Here is a 16,390-nt window from a genome sequence, read left to right on the forward strand (position 1 = left end):
GATCACGGCCGGGCATCTCACCTAGGCTGGGCGGACATGCCCGACTTCCCGCCCCTCGGTGAACCCGCCGAACCCGCCGACCTGCCACCGGTCGCCGTCCTCGCGGCGATACGTCGGCCCCTGCGGTTCCTCGGCTCGTGGTGGCCCTGGCGGTGCTGGGCGTACCTGGGCAGCGGGTTCGTCGTCGGCTACCCCGTGCTGCTCGTCCTCGTACTGCTCGTCGGGCTCGGGGTGACGCTGGCGCCGGTCGGCATCGGGCTGCTGCTCCTGCTCGGCGCCGTCGTCGCCGGGGTGCCGCTGGGGGCGCTGGAGCGGTGGCGGCTGCGCTGCGCGGAGCCGGTGCGCGTGCCGGATCCGCACGCCTCGCTGGCCGGGGCCGGGCCCGCGGCGTGGCTGCGGACCCGGCTGCGGGAGCGGGCCACCTGGCGGGAGTTCGCGTACGCCGCCCTGCTGGGGCCGGTGTTCGGAGCGGCCGGGTTCGCCGTGCTCACGCTGGTGGCGTTCGCGCTGATCCTCGTCGCCACCCCGGCCATCGTGTGGGCCATCGCCCCGGACCGGGTGATGCTGATCCCCGGCAGGCCGGTCTCCGGGCCGCTGGAGGCCCTCGGCGGCACGGCGGCCGGACTGGCCGGTCTGATGGTGGCGGCGTACGCGGGCGCCCTGCTCGCCGGTGCGCAGGTGAAGACCGCCCGGCTGCTGCTGGGGCCACGCGTGGAGGCCGACCGGATCCTGGAGCTCACCCGCTCCCGGGTACGCCTCGTCGACGCCTTCGAGGCCGAACGGCGGCGCATCGAGCGGGACCTGCACGACGGCGCACAGCAGCAGCTGGTCGCGCTCAGCATGACCCTGGGCCTCGCCGAGATGGAACTGCGCGCGCTCCCGGAAGCCGCCGCGGCCGCCGCCCTGGTGGCTCGGGGCCGCGGCGAGGCCAAGGTCGCCCTGGAACAACTGCGCGACCTCGTACGGGGCATCCACCCGCAGGTCCTCACCGACCACGGGCTCGCGGCGGCCGTGGCCGAGGTGGCCCTGCGCCATCCCGTACCGGTGACCGTGGACCTCGACGTGCCCCGGCTGGCCGAACCGGTGGAGATCACCGCGTACTTCACCGTCACCGAGGCGCTGACGAACGCAGCCAAGCACAGCGGCGCCTCGCACGTCGCCGTCGTCGGTAGGGTCGAGGGTGACCGGCTCACTCTCACCGTCACCGACGACGGCCGCGGCGGCGCCGATCCCGGCGCGGGAGCGGGCTTGGCAGGACTCGCGGACAGGGTGGCAATGCTGAAGGGCAGACTGGTGGTGTCCAGTCCGGTGGGCGGACCGACCCGACTGCGTGTGGAGGTCCCGTGCTCCGGCTGATCCTCGCCGAGGACTCCGTGCTGCTGCGCGCGGGGCTGACGGAACTCCTCACCCGTGGCGGCCACCGGGTGCTGGCGGCCGTCGGCAGCGCCGAGGAGCTCGTACGGGCGGTGAAGGCACAGCGGCCGGACGCCGTCGTCACCGATGTGCGCATGCCGCCCGGCTTCCGCGACGAGGGCCTGCGGGCCGCGCTCGAACTGCGCTCCCGGGACGCCTCGTTGCCCGTGCTCGTACTCTCGCAGTACGTGGCCACCGCCTACGCCACCCAACTGCTCACCGGTGCTTCCGCGGCCGGGCTGGGCTACCTCCTCAAGGACCGTGTCGGTGAGGTGGCCGAGTTCCTGGACGCCCTCCAGCAGGTCGCCGACGGCCGGACGGTCATCGACCCGGAGGTGGTACGGGTCCTGCTCAGCCGGCAGTCCGAGGAGCGGCCGCTGGCCCGGCTGACCCCGCGCGAGCGGGAGGTGCTGACGCTGATGGCCTCGGGCCTCAACAACCAGGCCCTGGCGGCCCGGCTGTTCATCACCGAGGCCGCCGTCGTCAAACACGCCTCCAGCATCTTCATGAAGCTCGACCTCGACGCCACGGAGGGCAACCGCCGGGTCCTGGCGGTCCTGGCCCACCTGGCGGGCCAGGAGGCCTAGGCCCAGGCCCAGGCCGGAAGTTACCCCTGGAGTGCGTCCCGGCGCGGGGGGCCGGTCCTGATCAGCAGGGCGGCCGGCAGGGCCGCGAGCAGGAGGCCGCCGACCGCGCACCACAGGGTGGTGGTGTAGGAGTCCAGCATCCGGGCGAACAGGTCGGTATCGTCCGCGACCCGGTCCAGGTGACTCACCAGGACGGTGCCGAGCACGGCTCCGCCGATCGACTGCCCCAGATGGTGGGCCGCACCGACGGCCGCCGAGGCCCCGCCGGCGTGCTGCGGGGACACCCCGGCGGTCGCGAGGGCGTAGAGCGGGACGAGGGTCAGGCCCAGGCCGACGCCGGTGAGGAGCATGCCGGGCAGCACCCCGGTCGCGTAGGTGGCCGCACCCCCCACCCCGGCCAGCAGGGCCAGCCCGAGGGCGGTGACCAGCAGGCCCGGCAGGATCAGGACGCGCGGTGCGAGGCGGGGCAGCAGTCGGGCGGAGACCTGGGTGGCGGTCAGGAGGGCGGCGGCGACCAGGGGCAGGTGGGCCGTCCCGGACACGGCCGGCCCCTCGCCGCGGATCTGCTGGGCGAAGAAACCCAGGGCCGGGAGGAGCGCGACCGTGGCGACGCCGGTGAAGAGGATGACCGGGAGGGAGGCGAGGCGGCTCCGATCGGCCAGGACGTACGCCGGGAGCAGCGGGCCGGACGTTCTGGTCTGCCACCACAGGAAGGCGGCGAGCAGTGCGATGCCGCCCACGAGCAGCAGCAGGCTCCGGGCGACGGCCCAGCCGGCCGTCTCCACCCCGGCGAGTCCGTAGGTCAGGGCGGCGAATCCCGCCGATCCGAGGAGCACCCCGGGTCCGTCGAACCGGGCGCCGGTACGGCCCGGACGGTCGGGCAGCAGGGTGAGCGAGCCGATCAGGGCGAGCACGGCGAGCGGAACGACCGACCACAGGGCCCAGCGCCACGCCAGGGTCTCGGCGAGCCACCCGCCGGTGAACACGCCGAGCGCACTGCCGCCCGCGGCGACAGCCGCGTAGATCCCGAAGGCCCGGCCGCGTTCCCGGGGGTCGGCGAATCCGGTGGCCACCAGGGCCAGTGCCGCCGGGACGAGCAGGGCGGCGAAGGCGCCCTCCAGGGCGCGGGAGGCGATCAGCATCCCGGGGCCGGCGGCCGCGCCGCCGAGCGCGGCGGCCGCCGCGAATCCGATCAGCCCGGCCACCAGCATCCGCCGGGCCCCGAGCAGGTCGGCGAGGTGGCCGCCGAGCAGCAGCAGTCCGCCGAGGGCGACCAGGTAGGCGGTGAAGGCCGGGCTCAGGCCGTCGGCGCTGAGGCCCAGCTCGGCATGGATCTGCGGCCCCAGCAGGTTGAACTGCGCCGCTTCGACCAGCACCAGCAGCTGCGTCAGGGCCAGGACCGCGAGGCCCCACCAGCGCCTGGGGTGCGGGGGCGCGGGGACGGACGGGCCGTCGCCGGGGACAGGACCCGGGGGCGGGCCGAAGCCGTCCGCGGGGCCGAAGTGGCCGGGGGCCGTCGGGGCGTACGCGGGCGGCGCCCCGTACGGGGAGGCGTCCCGCCGGGACTGCGCGGGCACGAGGCGGGGGTCCGGCGCCTCGGCGGGCGTGCCTCCGGTCGGGGCCGTGCCATCGGCTCCGGCTCCGGCCCCGGCGGGAGACGCCGGGGCGTAGTCCAGCAACTGTGCCGCGTGTCGCCCCAGTTGGGCCAGGACCGCACCCGGGAGCCATTCCCCGGCGGAGTCCGCGGCCGTACGCGCCGCCACCTCCTCGGGGGTGGGCCGCCGGGCCGGATCCTTGTGCAGGCACGCTCCGACGAGGTCGGCCAGCGACTCCGGTACGCCGGTCAGGTCCGCCTCCTCCTCGGCGATCCGGAAGAGGTGGGCGTTCAGACCGGTGTCCGTGGCGCCGAAGAGCATGCGCCCCGTGGCCGCGTACACGAGGACCGCGCCGAGGCAGAAGACATCGCTGGCGGGGGTCAGTTCGAGTCCGCGGACCTGTTCCGGCGACATGAACCCCGGCGAGCCGATCAGCATGCCGGTACGGGTGTGCAGGCTGTCCCCGGTCAGGCTGTCCATCGCCCGCGCGATGCCGAAGTCGATGACGCGGGGCCCGTCGACGGTGACGAGCACGTTGGACGGTTTCAGGTCGCGGTGGATCAGGCCCGCTTCGTGCACGGCCCGCAGCGCGAGGGCGAGCCGGTTGGCGAGGGTCCGCACCGAGTCCTCGGGCAGCGGCCCGAACTGCCGGGCGACCACGGTCTGCAGGTCGGGCCCCGGGATGTACTGGGTCGCCACCCAGGGCACGGCGGCCTCGGTGTCGGCGTCGAGCACAGCCGCCGTCCAGCTGCCGCCCACCCGGCGCGCGGCGGCCACCTCGCGGGCGAACCTGCTGCGGAATTCGGGGTTCCCGGCGAACTCCGCCTGGACCACCTTCACGGCGACGGTACGCCCGACCTCGGAGCGGCCCAGGTAGACCAGGCCCATGCCACCCGCGCCCAGCCGGGCGATCAGGCGGTACGGTCCTATACGGCTCGGGTCTTCGGCGATCAACTGATCCACGGACGGAAGGATAGTGCAACTATCCAATGTGCGGGGGCCGTCGGGTGAAATGCCCACCCGACCCCTCGTTCCGCGTTTTCGGCCACCCGTCCGACGACCGGGGCCGGGGCCCGGTCCGGGAAGAGCCCGCAATGACGCGGGAGACGCCCGGGACCGTCACCGAGCGGGCCCAGACCGCCAGCAGGAGCGGCAGCGCCAGGTAGCCGAAGCGGCCCGCCGGAGCCAGCAGGAAGGCCAGCGTGAGGCCGAGGGCGAGGCGGTCGGCGGCGGCCACCACCGTGCGCGGCGGCCGGGCGACCAGGGACAGCGCCACCGCGAGACCCGCCGCCAGGAGCAGACCGGTCGTCAGGTACCAGCCCCAGGAGCCCAGTTCGGCCAGCAGACGGCCGGGCAGCGGGCTGCTCGCCGGGGTCGGCACCGCCGCCCGCCCGGTGGGGAAGGCGAACACCTGACGCCACAGCTCCGCCGGCTGGAGCAGCGCTCCCGGGCAGCACCAGCAGGGCCGTGCCGCCGGCCGCCACCAGCGCACAGCGCACCGCCGACCGACCGCCCCGGCAGGCCGCGAGCAGGGCGACGGCCACCGCCACCGCCGGCAGCGCCGTCCACTTCAGCGCGCACGCCCCGGCGAGGGCCGCCCCGGTCGCGGCAGGACGCCCGGAGGCGGCGGCCGCCAGAGCCAGGCAGCAGAGTCCGGCCAGCGGCAGGTCCACCCCGCTCACCACCAGGGGCAGGGCCACCACCGGCGAAGCCACCAGGACGGGCAGCAGCCCACGGCCCGGACCGCCGCCCGGCTCACGGCCCGGCTCACGGCCCGGCCCGCCGCCCGGCCCGCCGGCGAGCAGCCGCCGGGCCGCCCACAGGCAGCCGAAGAGGGCGGCCGCGCACCAGATCCGGGCGTCCCCCAGCAGCCGCTCCGCCCAGCCGCCGCCGCTGCCGTCACCGCCGAGCAGTGCCCTCGGCACGCCGAGCAGCGCCATGCCCGGCAGGTAGGGGGTGTACTCCCCGACGTGCGCGGGCCGGTCGACGTAGGGCCGTCCGGACTCCAGCAGGAGCCGCCCGGACCGTTCGATCACCGCCACCTCCGACTGCCCCTGGCCGGCCAGGACCAGCCAGAGCAGCGGTACGGCGACGGCGCCCAGCAAAGCCGCGCCGAGCGCCGCACGAGGGCGGCCGAGGGCGGTGGCCGCTGCCGCCCCGAGGTACCCGGCGGCGGCGCACCAGCCCCACAGCCGGTGCGGCCCCAGCGAGGAGAACAGCAGGAAGGACAGCGCCCACGCGGCGGCCGACAGCCAGCCGGTGGTCCACCGGGCGGTACGGGAAAGGGTCATGGGCCCATTCCAGCCGCGCGGCCCCGGCCGGGTCTGCACAGCCAGGTGGACGGTCCGCGGTGGGGTTTTCCCTACCACGGCCCGGCCCGCCGCCCGTCGGGCACGCGAAAGGGACACGACCCCACCGGGTCGTGCCCCTCACGCGGTTGTCACTCGGCCCCGAGGGGCCTGAAGGATCCTCAGGCTTCCGGGGAACCGCCGAAGCGCTCGCGGTAGGACTCCAGGTCCTCCTCGGTGACCCGGGCGAACAGCACCGGCGGCACCGTGAACGGGGTACCGGCCGCAACGGCGTCCAGGGACCGCGCCTGCTCCGGGGTGACCCAGGCGGTGGTGTCGTCGGCCAGCGCGAACGAGGAGCGCATGACGCGCGCCGAGGCCGGGATGAACGGCTCGGAGACCACCGAGTAGAGGTGGATGAGGTTCATCGCGGTGCGCAGGGTGAGCGCGGCGCCGTCCAGGTCGGTCTTGACCTCCGTCCAGGGGGCCTTCTCGTCGAGGTAGGCGTTTCCGGCCGACCACAGGGCGCGCAGCGCGGCCGCGGCCTTGCGGTACTGGAGGGAGTCCATGTGGCCCTCGTACTCGGCCAGCAGCTCGGCGATCTGCTCGCCCAGCTTGGCCTCGACCTCACCGGCGGCACTGCCCGCGGGGACCTCGTCGCCGAACTTCTTGCGGGAGAAGGTCAGTACGCGGTTGACGAAGTTGCCGAGGGTGCCGCCGAGGTCCTTGTTGACCGTGGCCTGGAAGTGCTCCCACGTGAAGGACGAGTCGTCGGACTCGGGCGCGTTGGCGATGAGGAAGTAGCGCCAGAAGTCGGCCGGGAGGATCTCCAGCGCCTGGTCGGTGAAGACGCCGCGCTTCTGCGAGGTGGAGAACTTGCCGCCGTAGTACGTCAGCCAGTTGAAGGCCTTGACGTAGTCGACCTTCTTCCAGGGCTCGCGGGTGGCCAGCTCGGTGGCGGGGAACATCACCGTGTGGAACGGGACGTTGTCCTTGGCCATGAACTGGGTGTAGCGGACGTCCTCGGCCTCGTACCACCACGACTTGTAGTCGCGGTTCGCCGGGTCCAGGTCCGACCACTCCTTGGTCGAGCCGATGTACTCGATCGGGGCGTCGAACCAGACGTAGAAGACCTTGCCCTCGGCGGCCAGCTCGGGCCACGTGTCGGCCGGGACCGGGACGCCCCAGTCGAGGTCACGGGTGATGGCGCGGTCGTGCAGGCCCTCGGTCAGCCACTTGCGGGCGATGGAGGAGGCGAGCTGCGGCCACTCCTCCTCGTGCTCGGCGACCCAGGCCTCGACCTCGTGCTGGAGCTTGGACTGCAGGAGGAAGAGGTGCTTGGTCTCGCGGACCTCCAGCTCGGTGGAGCCGGAGATGGCCGAGCGGGGCTCGATCAGGTCCGTGGGGTCCAGGACGCGGGTGCAGTTCTCGCACTGGTCGCCGCGGGCCTTGTCGTAGCCGCAGTGCGGGCAGGTGCCCTCGACGTAGCGGTCCGGCAGGAAGCGGCCGTCGACCGGCGAGTACACCTGCCGGATCGCGCGCTCCTCGATGAAGCCGTTCTCCTGGAGTTTGCGCGCGAAGTGCTGGGTGATCTCGCGGTTCTGCGCGGACGAGCTGCGGCCGAAGTAGTCGAAGGACAGCTCGAAGCCGTCGTAGACCGCCTTCTGGGCGTCGTGGGCCTGCGCGCAGAACTCGGCGACCGAGATGCCGGCCTCCTTGGCGGCGAGTTCGGCGGGGGTGCCGTGCTCGTCGGTGGCGCAGATGTAGAGGACGTCGTGGCCGCGCTGGCGGAGGTACCGGGAGTACACATCCGCCGGAAGCATCGACCCGACCATGTTGCCCAGGTGCTTGATCCCGTTGATGTACGGAAGCGCGCTGGTGATCAGGTGTCGAGCCATCCTCGGATGCTCCATTTCCTATGTGCGGTACAACGTGACGTGACGGACTGTGAATGCGGTTCATCGTATCGAACCGCCGAAAGGCCACGCGCCGCATTTGTTCATGGTGGACGTAACGCAAAAGCGAGGGCAGTGACCTCTCCGTCACGGCCCTCGCGATCGGGCCCATGTTACAGCCGGACGGCAGCGCACCGGACCGGCGTCCCAGCGGCGGCCGACCGGCGGCCGACCGGCGTCCCAGCGGCGGCCGACACGGGTCCGAGCGGCGGCCGACGGGGTCCGAGCGGTGCGAGAGCGATCCGCGAGCGGTGCCCGAACGGGATCGATCAGCGCCCGCTCCACGGCATCCGCGCCGGGCATATGCATACGTGCTGGCTGGAGCCGTGCATGATCGAGATCGATCACGGGTCGATCATCCGCGACGTATTGCTTCCAGGTTTCTTCTCTGCGCCCTCCGAGTGCGCCCACGCTGCTTTCCTGTTCAGCGCACAGGGGATGAGGTGGAGCGGTGAACGATGGCGGACCGGAGGAGTCCGGTGGGGCCGTGGGACTACCGAGCCGGCGCCGGCGGCCGACTCTCATGAGCCAGTGGGATCCGACGGCGCGCCTGTCGTACTGGGCCTTCCACGCCAATCGGCGGCCCGCGTACATGCGCTTCGCGTATCTGCAGCTGGGCTCCGACGGGGCGGCGGAGGAGGCGGTGGACGCCGCCTTCGACTCGATCATGGGTGAGTGGCTGCGGATGCTCCACATGGACCGCCTCGACGCCTATGCCTGGACCGTCCTCAAGCAGTGCCTGGTCGACCGGCAGCGCCGGCGCCACCCGTGGCAGCCGCCGCCCGAGCCGATGGACATCAGCGCCTTCGAGGCCGCCCTCAAGGAGGCCCACGCCGATCGGTACGAGGTGCTGACCGACACCATCCGCTTCTACTCCGCCGTCTCCCGGCTCGTCGAGCGCCAGCGCGACGCCGTGCTCCTGCGGTACGGGCTCCAGTGCACCCCCGGTGAGGCCGCCGCCGTGATGGGCGTCGACGAGGCGACCGTCCGCTCCTACCTCGGACAGGCCCACCGGCGGCTCGCCCGCCTGCTCGACACGTCCGTCGCAGCCCCCGGATCAGCCGAATCAGCCGAATCATGAGGCACTACGAGCGGCAGGAGCGCCAGGACCGCGACCCGATCCCCCGCTCCCTGGCCGACCTCCTCGCCCGGGCGGGGGTCCGCGACCGCTACCGGCACTACGACCTCGGCGCGGCGGAGGCCCGGCTGCTGCGCGCCACCCCGCACGCCCCCGGCTCGGGACACCGTGCCCGGCGGCGGTCGGTGCACGGCTGGAGCGATCCGGCGCGGGACTGCCCCCTCGACGCCGAACGGGCCCGGCGCGACCTCAAGGCCGTCTGCCTCGCCTCCGCGTGCGCGCCGAAGGCCGGGGCGCACCTCGACTCCTTCCTCACCGACGGACACACCGACCTGGCCGGGGCCGTCGTCTTCGGCTGCCTGCTGCACCTGGCCGGGCTGCGCGAAGGGGCCCGCTTCTGGTGGCAGTTCGCCGCCGGGTCCGGGAGCCCGCGCACCTCGGCGGCCGCGTACTGCCTCTTCCTCGACCACTCCCGGCGCGGCGAGCACCACGACGCCCGCCACTGGGCGCGCGAGCTGGGCCGGCGCGGCTTCCGGCCGGGCGGTCGGCGGGATCTGCGGGAGGTCCGGCTGTGCGCGCAGGCGGCCGTGCTGCGCCACGTCGAGCAGGTCGAGGATCCGGACCTGGGCCCGGTGCCGCTGCCCAGGCCCGGGCTGTCCGGTGTGCTGGCCTGCTTTGCGTCGCCGCCGGCCTCGGTGTCGGCCTCCGTTCCCCCGGCGGTGACCGCGCTGCGGCCGGCCGCCGGACCGCTGCGCCACCCCGCGCTGACGGCCGCGGCCCGCGGGACCGCCGCCCCGGGAGGGACGAGCCGCGCCCTGGCCGAGGCGCGCCGCGCGCTGGCCGTCGTACGGGTCCTGGAACGGCACCCCCTGGGGGTGCGGGCCGACCGGCTCGCCCGGGAGTCCGGCCTGGCCGAGGGGGAACTGCGGCCGCTGCTGGCGATGCTGTGCGAGGAGGAGTACGCGGTGCGCCCGGCCCTCGGGGTCTACGGGCGCGGCCCCGCCCTGGAACGGCTCGCCGCCCCCGGCGGCCACGGCCTGGCCGGGCAGCTCCAGCGCACCCTGGCACTGGCCCGGGACAGCGCGGGCGCCGCGGTGTACCTCAGCCGGTACGCCGAGGGCGAGGTCCGGATCACGCAGATGGCGGCCGGGCCCGCGACCCCGCCGGTGCGGGAGTGGGTCGACTTCCGGGCCGCCGCGCACGCCAGCGCGGTCGGCAAGTGCCTGCTGACCCAGCTCGACCACGACCGCCGCGCCGACCACGTGGCCCGGCACCGGCCCGCGCGGCTCACCCCGCGGACGATCACCGACAGCCGGGTCCTGTTCAGCGCCCTGGACGCGGTGGCTCCGGGGGCGCCCGTGTTCGACCTGCGCGAGTACTCCCCCGGGGTGGTCTGCTCGGCGGTCCCGATCGCCACCGGGGACGCCGCCGGAAGCCTCGCGCTCTCGCTGCCCGCGTCGCACGCCCACCGGCTGGGCGCGGCCACCGAGGCCCTGCGCCGCAAGGCCGTCCCGGTGCTGCTGGCGCTGCTCCTGACGGGGGCGATCCCACCGGACGCCCCGGACACACCGGACGTGCTGGATACACCGGACGTGCCGGACACCGGCGCCTCGGCTCCGGCCGGGGCTCCGACCGACCGGCCGCGGCCGATGCGGGCCCCGGTCACCCCGGAGACCCTGCGCCACCTGCGGCGCCTCTTCCGCACCCCGCTCACCGGTGGAACGGCCGCGGCGGGCGGCCCGCACCTGGTCAGCGACACGACCGCGGCCGCGGCCTACCTCTTCGAGGCCGCCGAGGACACCGACCGGCCCCGGCTGTCGCTCCCCCACACCTTCACGTCGGTCACCCCGGGCAGCCTGACCACCCCGACGGGCCTGGTGGTCCTGGGCCCGTGACGCCGAGCCCTGCCGGGGGCGGGAAAAAAGAAGAGCCCCACACGATGTGTGGGGCTCCTGCTTCTTGCCTTGTGTCCGAGGGGGGACTTGAACCCCCACGCCCGATAAAGGGCACTAGCACCTCAAGCTAGCGCGTCTGCCATTCCGCCACCCGGACCAGGTGGTCGGCCCCGGTTTCCCGCGGCGACATGGACAACAATAGCAAAGGATCGGCGGGGTTCCGACCACATATCCGGGCGGCGATCGTCCGCCACGCCGGGCTGACCTGCACGCATGCACCGGCGGCCACCGACGGGACGGACCGTCTCGCCGTCGGGTGCCGAGTTCTTCTGGACATCGGGGGCGCCGGGCGGTCGGATGGCTGCGCACACATCCGGGGGGGAGCCGCGCATGGAAACCGAGCACCGCGTCAGCACGCTGGAGCTGTTCTTCGATCTCGTTTTCGTCTTCACCATCACGCAGTTGACGGTGCTTCTGGCGGACGACCTGAGCCTGCGGGGCGCGGGGCAGGTGGTGCTGATCTTCACCGTCCTGTTCTGGATGTACGGGGGCTACGCGCACCTGACCAACCAGGTGCCGCCGGACCGGACGGTCCGGCGGGTGCTGCTCATGCTGGCCATGGGGGCGTTCATGGTGTGCGCCCTGGCCGTGCCCACCGCCTTCGGGGCCGGCGGCATCGCCTTCGGCCTCGGTTACCTGCTGGTGGTGCTGGTCCACAGCGCGCTGTTCACTCAGGCGCACGGGCGCGGGGTGCTGTGGTTCGCGCTGCCCAACGCACTGTGCGCGCTGTCGGTGACGGCCGCCGGGTTCTTCGACGGGCTCCCGGCCTGGGGGCTGTGGATGCTGGCGCTGCTGCTGCAGTTCGTGACGCCGGTGGTCGTGCAGCGGGTCGCGGCGAGCGGGACGGCCGGGGCCGGGGAAGCCGAGGGTGCCCAGGGGGCCCAGGGGGCCCAGGGGGCCGAGGCGCCCGGGCAGACGGTCGGCGACCAGCTGGGCGGAATGAACGCGGCTCACCTGGTGGAGCGGCACGGACTGCTGCTGATCATCGTCTTCGGTGAGTCCGTGATCGCGATCGGCATCGGGGTGGGCGCGCTGCCGCTGTCCCTCGGTATCGCGGGCGGTGCCTTCCTGGCCCTGGCGATCGCGTCCGCGATGTGGTGGATGTACTTCGTGCGCGACGAGGGCCGGGCCGAGGAGGTCTTCGCCCAGACCCCGCCGGAGCGGCGTTTCAAGCTGGCGATGGTCGCGTACTACTACGCCTTCCTGCCCATGCTCCTGGGCATCGCCGTCTTCGCGGCGGGCGTGAAGAAGGCCATCGGGCACCTCGGCGAGCACCTGCACACCGGCCCGGCGGTCGCGCTGGCGGGCGGGGTCGCCCTCTATCTGGCGGGGGACCTGGCTTTCCGCGCGGCGCTGCGCATCGGGCCGGTCCGCTACCGTGCGGCGGCCCTCCTGCTCGCGCTCGCCACGATCCCGGTGGGTACGGGCCGGTCGGGTGCCGGCCAGCTGGTGGCCCTGGCATGTGTCCTGGTCGCCGCGCTGGTCGCCGAGAGCCGCCGCTCCCCCGCCGGGGCGGCGCGGGGAACGGCGGCGGAGCCCGTCACGGGCAGTGGATGACCTGGCCCGCGTAGGAGAGGTTGCCGCCGAAGCCGAAGAGGAGGACCGGGGCGCCGGAGGGGATCTCACCGCGCTGGACCAGCTTCGACAGGGCCATCGGAATGCTGGCGGCCGAGGTGTTGCCGGACTCGATGACATCGCGGGCGACGACGGCGTTCACGGCGCCGATCTTCGCGGCGAGCGGCTCGATGATCCGCAGGTTCGCCTGGTGGAGGACGACCGCGGCCAGCTCCTCCGGAGTGACTCCGGCCTTTTCGCACACCTTGCGGGCGAGCGGCGGGAGCTGGCTGGTGGTCCAGCGGTAGACGGACTGGCCCTCTTGGGCGAAGACCGGCGGCGAGCCCTCGATCCGTACCGCGTTGCCCATCTCCGGGACCGATCCCCACAGGACCGGGCCGATGCCCGGCTCCTCGCAGGCCTCGACCACGGCCGCGCCCGCGCCGTCGCCGGTGAGCACGCAGGTGGTGCGGTCGCTCCAGTCGGTGATCTCGGTCATCTTGTCGGCGCCGATGACCAGGGCGCGGGTGGCGGACCCGGCCCGGATGGCGTGGTCGGCGGTGGCCAGGGCGTGCGTGAAGCCCGAGCAGACGACGTTGATGTCCATGACCGCGGGGCCGCCGCCCATGCCCAGCTTGGCCGCGACGCGCGCGGCCATGTTCGGCGAACGGTCGATCGCGGTCGACGTGGCGACCAGAACGAGGTCGATGTCGTCAGGGGTCAGGCCGGCACCGGCCAGGGCCTTGCCCGCCGCCTGGTAGGCCAGCTCGTCCACCGGTTCGTCCGGGCCCGCCATGTGGCGGGTGCGGATGCCGACGCGGGACCGGATCCACTCGTCGGTGGTGTCGACCATGGCCGCGAGGTCCTCGTTGGTGAGCACTTTCGCGGGCTGGTAGTGCCCTAGCGCCACCACGCGTGAACCGGTCATGGGCGGGGTCCCCCCTTGTACGGAAGTCAGGATCACCCAGCTTCGCCTGCTACTGGTGGGTACGTGTGCGTGTGACCCGACAGGATTCCGGTGCCGGATTTTGGAGCTTCCCGAGGATCCACCTGCCGGGGGCGTCGCGGGAAGCGGAACCGGGACAATGAGCTTGTCGGACACCGGCGAGAGATGAGACGAGAACAGAAGGGGTGGACTGATCACCATGGGACGGGTCACCGAGCGCCGTCGCGTCGTCCGGATCCGGAACGGCGGGGCGGGTGTCCGGCCGGACACACTGGTGGCCGAGGAGCCGCTGGAGATACGCCTGAACGGCAAACCGCTGGCCATCACGATGCGCACCCCGGGCGACGACTTCGCCCTGGCGGTGGGCTTCCTGGTCAGCGAGGGGGTGCTCGGCGCCGCCTCGGACGTGCAGGCCGTCACCTACTGCGAGGGGGCGACGGCGGACGGTTCGAACACCTACAACGTGGTGAACGTGCAGCTGGCCGCCGGGGTCCCGGTGCCGGACATCACACTCGAGCGGAACGTCTACACCACCTCCTCCTGCGGCCTGTGCGGGAAGGCGAGCCTGGACGCGGTCCGCACGGCGACCCGTTTCCCGGGGCTCGCCGCCGATCCGGTACGGGTACCCGTGGAGGTCCTCAGCGCGATGCCGGACCGGCTGCGCGAGGCCCAGAAGGTATTCGACCGTACGGGCGGACTGCACGCGGCCGGGCTGTTCACGGCGCAGGGCGAGCTGCTCGACCTGCGGGAGGACGTGGGTCGGCACAACGCGGTGGACAAGATCGTGGGCCGGGCCCACCGGGCGGGCCGGCTCCCGCTGACCGGCGGGGTCCTGCTGGTGTCGGGCCGGGCCTCCTTCGAGCTCGTCCAGAAGGCCGTGATGGCGGGCATCCCGGTGCTGGCGGCCGTCTCCGCGCCGTCCTCGCTGGCGGTGGACCTGGCACTGGAGTCGGGGATGACGCTGGTCGGCTTCCTGCGGGGGCCGGACATGAACATCTACGCGGGCGAGGAACGGATCACCCTGTAGCCGCGCGCCGGTAGCGCTCTCCGCCCCCGCCCCACTGGCCGGCGAACGCGCCGGACCGGAACTCGCCCTCCGCGCTCCTGCCGGACATGGGTATCTCGAACCAGTCGGCGCAGCCCTTGGCCGGCAGGCCGTCGACGGCGAACAGCACCAGGGCTCCCGGCGCCTCGTCGGGGCGCCGGTCCAGGGTCCAGCTCCCCTCGGCGGTCAGCACACCCGGCTTCCGATCAGGCGTACACGTCCAGGCTCGCGCGTCGGTGAGGCGGGCCCGGCCTTCGGGCATGAACTCGATCCGAGCACCCTGGTTCCCCTCCCATACGCCGATGACGTCGGCCTCCCTCAAGGTGGGCGGGTCGTCGCGCTGCACTCCGATCTCGTACGCCGTGCACCCGACCACAGCGACGAGCACGCCGAACAGCACGAGCACCGCGCGGGCGAGGTTCTGCACGTCAGCGCCCCCGGCGGCCGCGCCGGCCGGACTGCGCGGCCGGCTTCGGGGTCGGGGGGTCCATGCGGTGCAGGTCCAGGGTGGGCGGGAGCGGGGTGGTGCCCGGGCCGCCGGATTCGGCCCAGGCGATGATCTCGTCGGTCGCGGTGTCGTCCAGCGCCCAGCCGAACCAGGTGGCGCGGGCGCCGCGGCGGCGGGCCTCGGTGGTGGGCTGGACCACGATGACGTTGGCCTGGGCGCAGGGGCCGAGGCATTCGCTCGTACGGACGGCCAGGCGGCCCCCGGACGCGGCGGCGGCCTCGCGCAGCCGGGCGAGTTGACCGGCGTGGTCGGAGCCGGGGTTCTTGCGCGGGTCGCCGCAGCAGCAGCCGCGGCAGACGACCAGGGTGCAGGGGCGTTCGGCGTGGGCGGCGAGCGGGCGTATCCAGGTCACCACCGAACGTTACCGGGCCCGGGGCACGGGCCGTTGGACCGCGGGCGAGACGTCCGCCACACGGTCGGCGGCGAGTTCGGGCGCCGGATCCTGGGCGCGGCGCCGGGCGATGACCGCGCAGACCATCAGCTGCATCTGGTGGAAGAGCATCAGCGGCAGCACGGCGAGGGCGGCATGGGCCCCGAACAGCACGCTGGCCATGGGGAGTCCGGCGGCCAGGCTCTTCTTCGACCCGGCGAACTGGATGGCGATGCGGTCCGCGCGGCCGAAGCCGAGGCGGGCCGCGCCGTACCAGGTGGCGAGGAGCATGACGGCGAGGAGTACGGCCTCCACCAGCGTCAGGGCGGCGAGCCGCAGGAGGCTGACCCGGTGCCAGATCCCCGCGACCACGCCCGCGCTGAAGGCGGCGTAGACGACGAGCAGGATCGAGCCGCGGTCGACGCGGCCGAGGACCTGCTTGTGGCGGGCGAGGAAGCCGCCGACCCGGGGGCGCAGGGCCTGCCCGAGGAGGAAGGGCAGCAGGAGCTGGAGGGTGATCTTCAGAAGGGAGTCGAAGGAGAAGCTTCCCGCGTCGCCGCCGAGGAGGGCGGCGGCGAGGAGGGGGGTGAGGACGATGCCGGCCAGGCTGGAGAAGGAGCCGGCGCAGATCGCTGCGGGGACGTTGCCGCGGGCGATCGAGGTGAAGGCGATGGAGGACTGCACGGTCGAGGGGACCATGCAGAGGAAGAGCAGCCCGCTGTAGAGGGGGGCGGTGAGCAGGCCCGGGACGAGGCCGCGGGCGGCGAGGCCGAGGAGCGGGAAGACCACGAAGGTGGCGGTGAGCACGGTCAGGTGGAGCCGCCAGTGGCGCAGGCCGTCGACGGCCTCGCGGGTGGAGAGCCGGGCGCCGTAGAGGAAGAAGAGCAGGGCCACGGCCGCGGTGGACGCGACGTCGGCGAGGGTGGCGGCCGGGCCGCGGGCGGGGAGGAGGGCGGCGAGGCCGACGGTGGCGAGCAGGGCCAGGACGTACGGGTCCAGGGGCAGCCGGGCGGGCAGGTGCGGGCGGCGCATCGGGGGTGCTCACTTGCTGTCGGGTCGGGGTGCCGGCTATTGGCTACTGGGTACTGCGTGCTGG

Annotated in this window: 12 protein-coding genes, 1 tRNA gene and 1 pseudogene; 6 read left to right on the plus strand and 8 right to left on the minus strand. The window is 73.8% G+C overall.

Annotated features, from left to right (window positions below; translation table 11 throughout):
* The first annotated feature begins 36 nt into the window (after positions 1-36).
* Positions 37-1,356, plus strand: a complete 1,320-nt coding sequence (locus OG373_RS08445) for a sensor histidine kinase (protein WP_405437138.1) — start codon at positions 37-39, stop codon at positions 1,354-1,356.
* Entirely contained in the window at positions 1,344-2,000 is a 657-nt protein-coding gene (locus OG373_RS08450) for a response regulator (protein WP_405437140.1), read from the plus strand. The genes OG373_RS08445 and OG373_RS08450 overlap by 13 nt, the downstream gene beginning before the upstream one ends.
* A gap of 20 nt (positions 2,001-2,020) precedes the next feature.
* Here the strand turns inward: OG373_RS08450 and OG373_RS08455 are convergent, their stop codons facing one another.
* The 3 genes from OG373_RS08455 to metG all read right to left on the minus strand — a co-directional run bounded on the left by OG373_RS08455 (position 2,021) and on the right by metG (position 7,781).
* On the minus strand, positions 2,021-4,558 hold the full coding sequence (locus tag OG373_RS08455) for an MFS transporter (RefSeq protein WP_405437142.1): 2,538 nt from the start codon (positions 4,556-4,558) through the stop codon (positions 2,021-2,023).
* Positions 4,546-5,886 carry a hypothetical protein gene (locus tag OG373_RS08460; protein WP_405437144.1) on the minus strand — a complete coding sequence of 447 codons (1,341 nt, stop codon included), beginning with the start codon at positions 5,884-5,886 and terminating at the stop codon, positions 4,546-4,548. The genes OG373_RS08455 and OG373_RS08460 overlap by 13 nt, the downstream gene beginning before the upstream one ends.
* Positions 5,887-6,065: 179 nt before the next feature.
* Positions 6,066-7,781 carry a methionine--tRNA ligase gene (metG, locus tag OG373_RS08465; protein WP_405437145.1) on the minus strand — a complete coding sequence of 572 codons (1,716 nt, stop codon included), beginning with the start codon at positions 7,779-7,781 and terminating at the stop codon, positions 6,066-6,068.
* A 580-nt stretch (positions 7,782-8,361) separates the two neighbouring features.
* Here metG and OG373_RS08470 point away from each other — a divergent pair.
* Together OG373_RS08470 and OG373_RS08475 are read left to right on the plus strand one after the other, a co-directional pair.
* Positions 8,362-8,919, plus strand: a complete 558-nt coding sequence (locus OG373_RS08470) for a sigma factor-like helix-turn-helix DNA-binding protein (protein WP_405437147.1) — start codon at positions 8,362-8,364, stop codon at positions 8,917-8,919.
* Between the two features lie 812 nt (positions 8,920-9,731).
* A pseudogene (locus OG373_RS08475) lies at positions 9,732-10,451 on the plus strand (IclR family transcriptional regulator C-terminal domain-containing protein); the annotation flags it as partial.
* 432 nt (positions 10,452-10,883) lie between these two features.
* Here the strand turns inward: OG373_RS08475 and OG373_RS08480 are convergent.
* Positions 10,884-10,968: transfer RNA gene (locus OG373_RS08480), tRNA-Leu, on the minus strand.
* Positions 10,969-11,201: 233 nt separating this feature from the next.
* On the opposite strand from OG373_RS08480, the gene OG373_RS08485 reads away from it, so the two are divergent.
* Entirely contained in the window at positions 11,202-12,428 is a 1,227-nt protein-coding gene (locus tag OG373_RS08485) for a low temperature requirement protein A (protein WP_405437149.1), read from the plus strand.
* Here the strand turns inward: OG373_RS08485 and OG373_RS08490 are convergent.
* Complete coding sequence (locus OG373_RS08490) at positions 12,412-13,353, minus strand: beta-ketoacyl-ACP synthase III (RefSeq protein WP_382541216.1); 942 nt, start codon at positions 13,351-13,353, stop codon at positions 12,412-12,414. The two genes, OG373_RS08485 and OG373_RS08490, sit on opposite strands and share 17 nt — an antisense overlap.
* Positions 13,354-13,570: 217 nt before the next feature.
* Here OG373_RS08490 and fdhD point away from each other — a divergent pair, with 217 nt between their 5' ends.
* Entirely contained in the window at positions 13,571-14,398 is an 828-nt protein-coding gene (fdhD, locus tag OG373_RS08495) for a formate dehydrogenase accessory sulfurtransferase FdhD (protein ID WP_405437151.1), read from the plus strand.
* Here the strand turns inward: fdhD and OG373_RS08500 are convergent.
* The 3 genes from OG373_RS08500 to OG373_RS08510 are packed head-to-tail and all read right to left on the minus strand — an operon-like array spanning position 14,388 to position 16,326.
* On the minus strand, positions 14,388-14,843 hold the full coding sequence (locus tag OG373_RS08500; RefSeq protein ID WP_405437153.1) for a hypothetical protein: 456 nt from the start codon (positions 14,841-14,843) through the stop codon (positions 14,388-14,390). The genes fdhD and OG373_RS08500 overlap by 11 nt on opposite strands.
* Position 14,844: 1 nt before the next feature.
* Positions 14,845-15,276: a (2Fe-2S) ferredoxin domain-containing protein gene (locus OG373_RS08505; RefSeq protein ID WP_397729684.1), complete on the minus strand. Its 432-nt coding sequence runs from the start codon at positions 15,274-15,276 to the stop codon at positions 14,845-14,847.
* A 9-nt stretch (positions 15,277-15,285) separates the two neighbouring features.
* Positions 15,286-16,326, minus strand: a complete 1,041-nt coding sequence (locus tag OG373_RS08510; protein ID WP_405437155.1) for a bile acid:sodium symporter family protein — start codon at positions 16,324-16,326, stop codon at positions 15,286-15,288.
* Positions 16,327-16,390: the final 64 nt, after the last annotated feature.

This window comes from Streptomyces avidinii, assembly GCF_045161815.1.
GTDB classification, from domain to species: domain Bacteria; phylum Actinomycetota; class Actinomycetes; order Streptomycetales; family Streptomycetaceae; genus Streptomyces; species Streptomyces avidinii.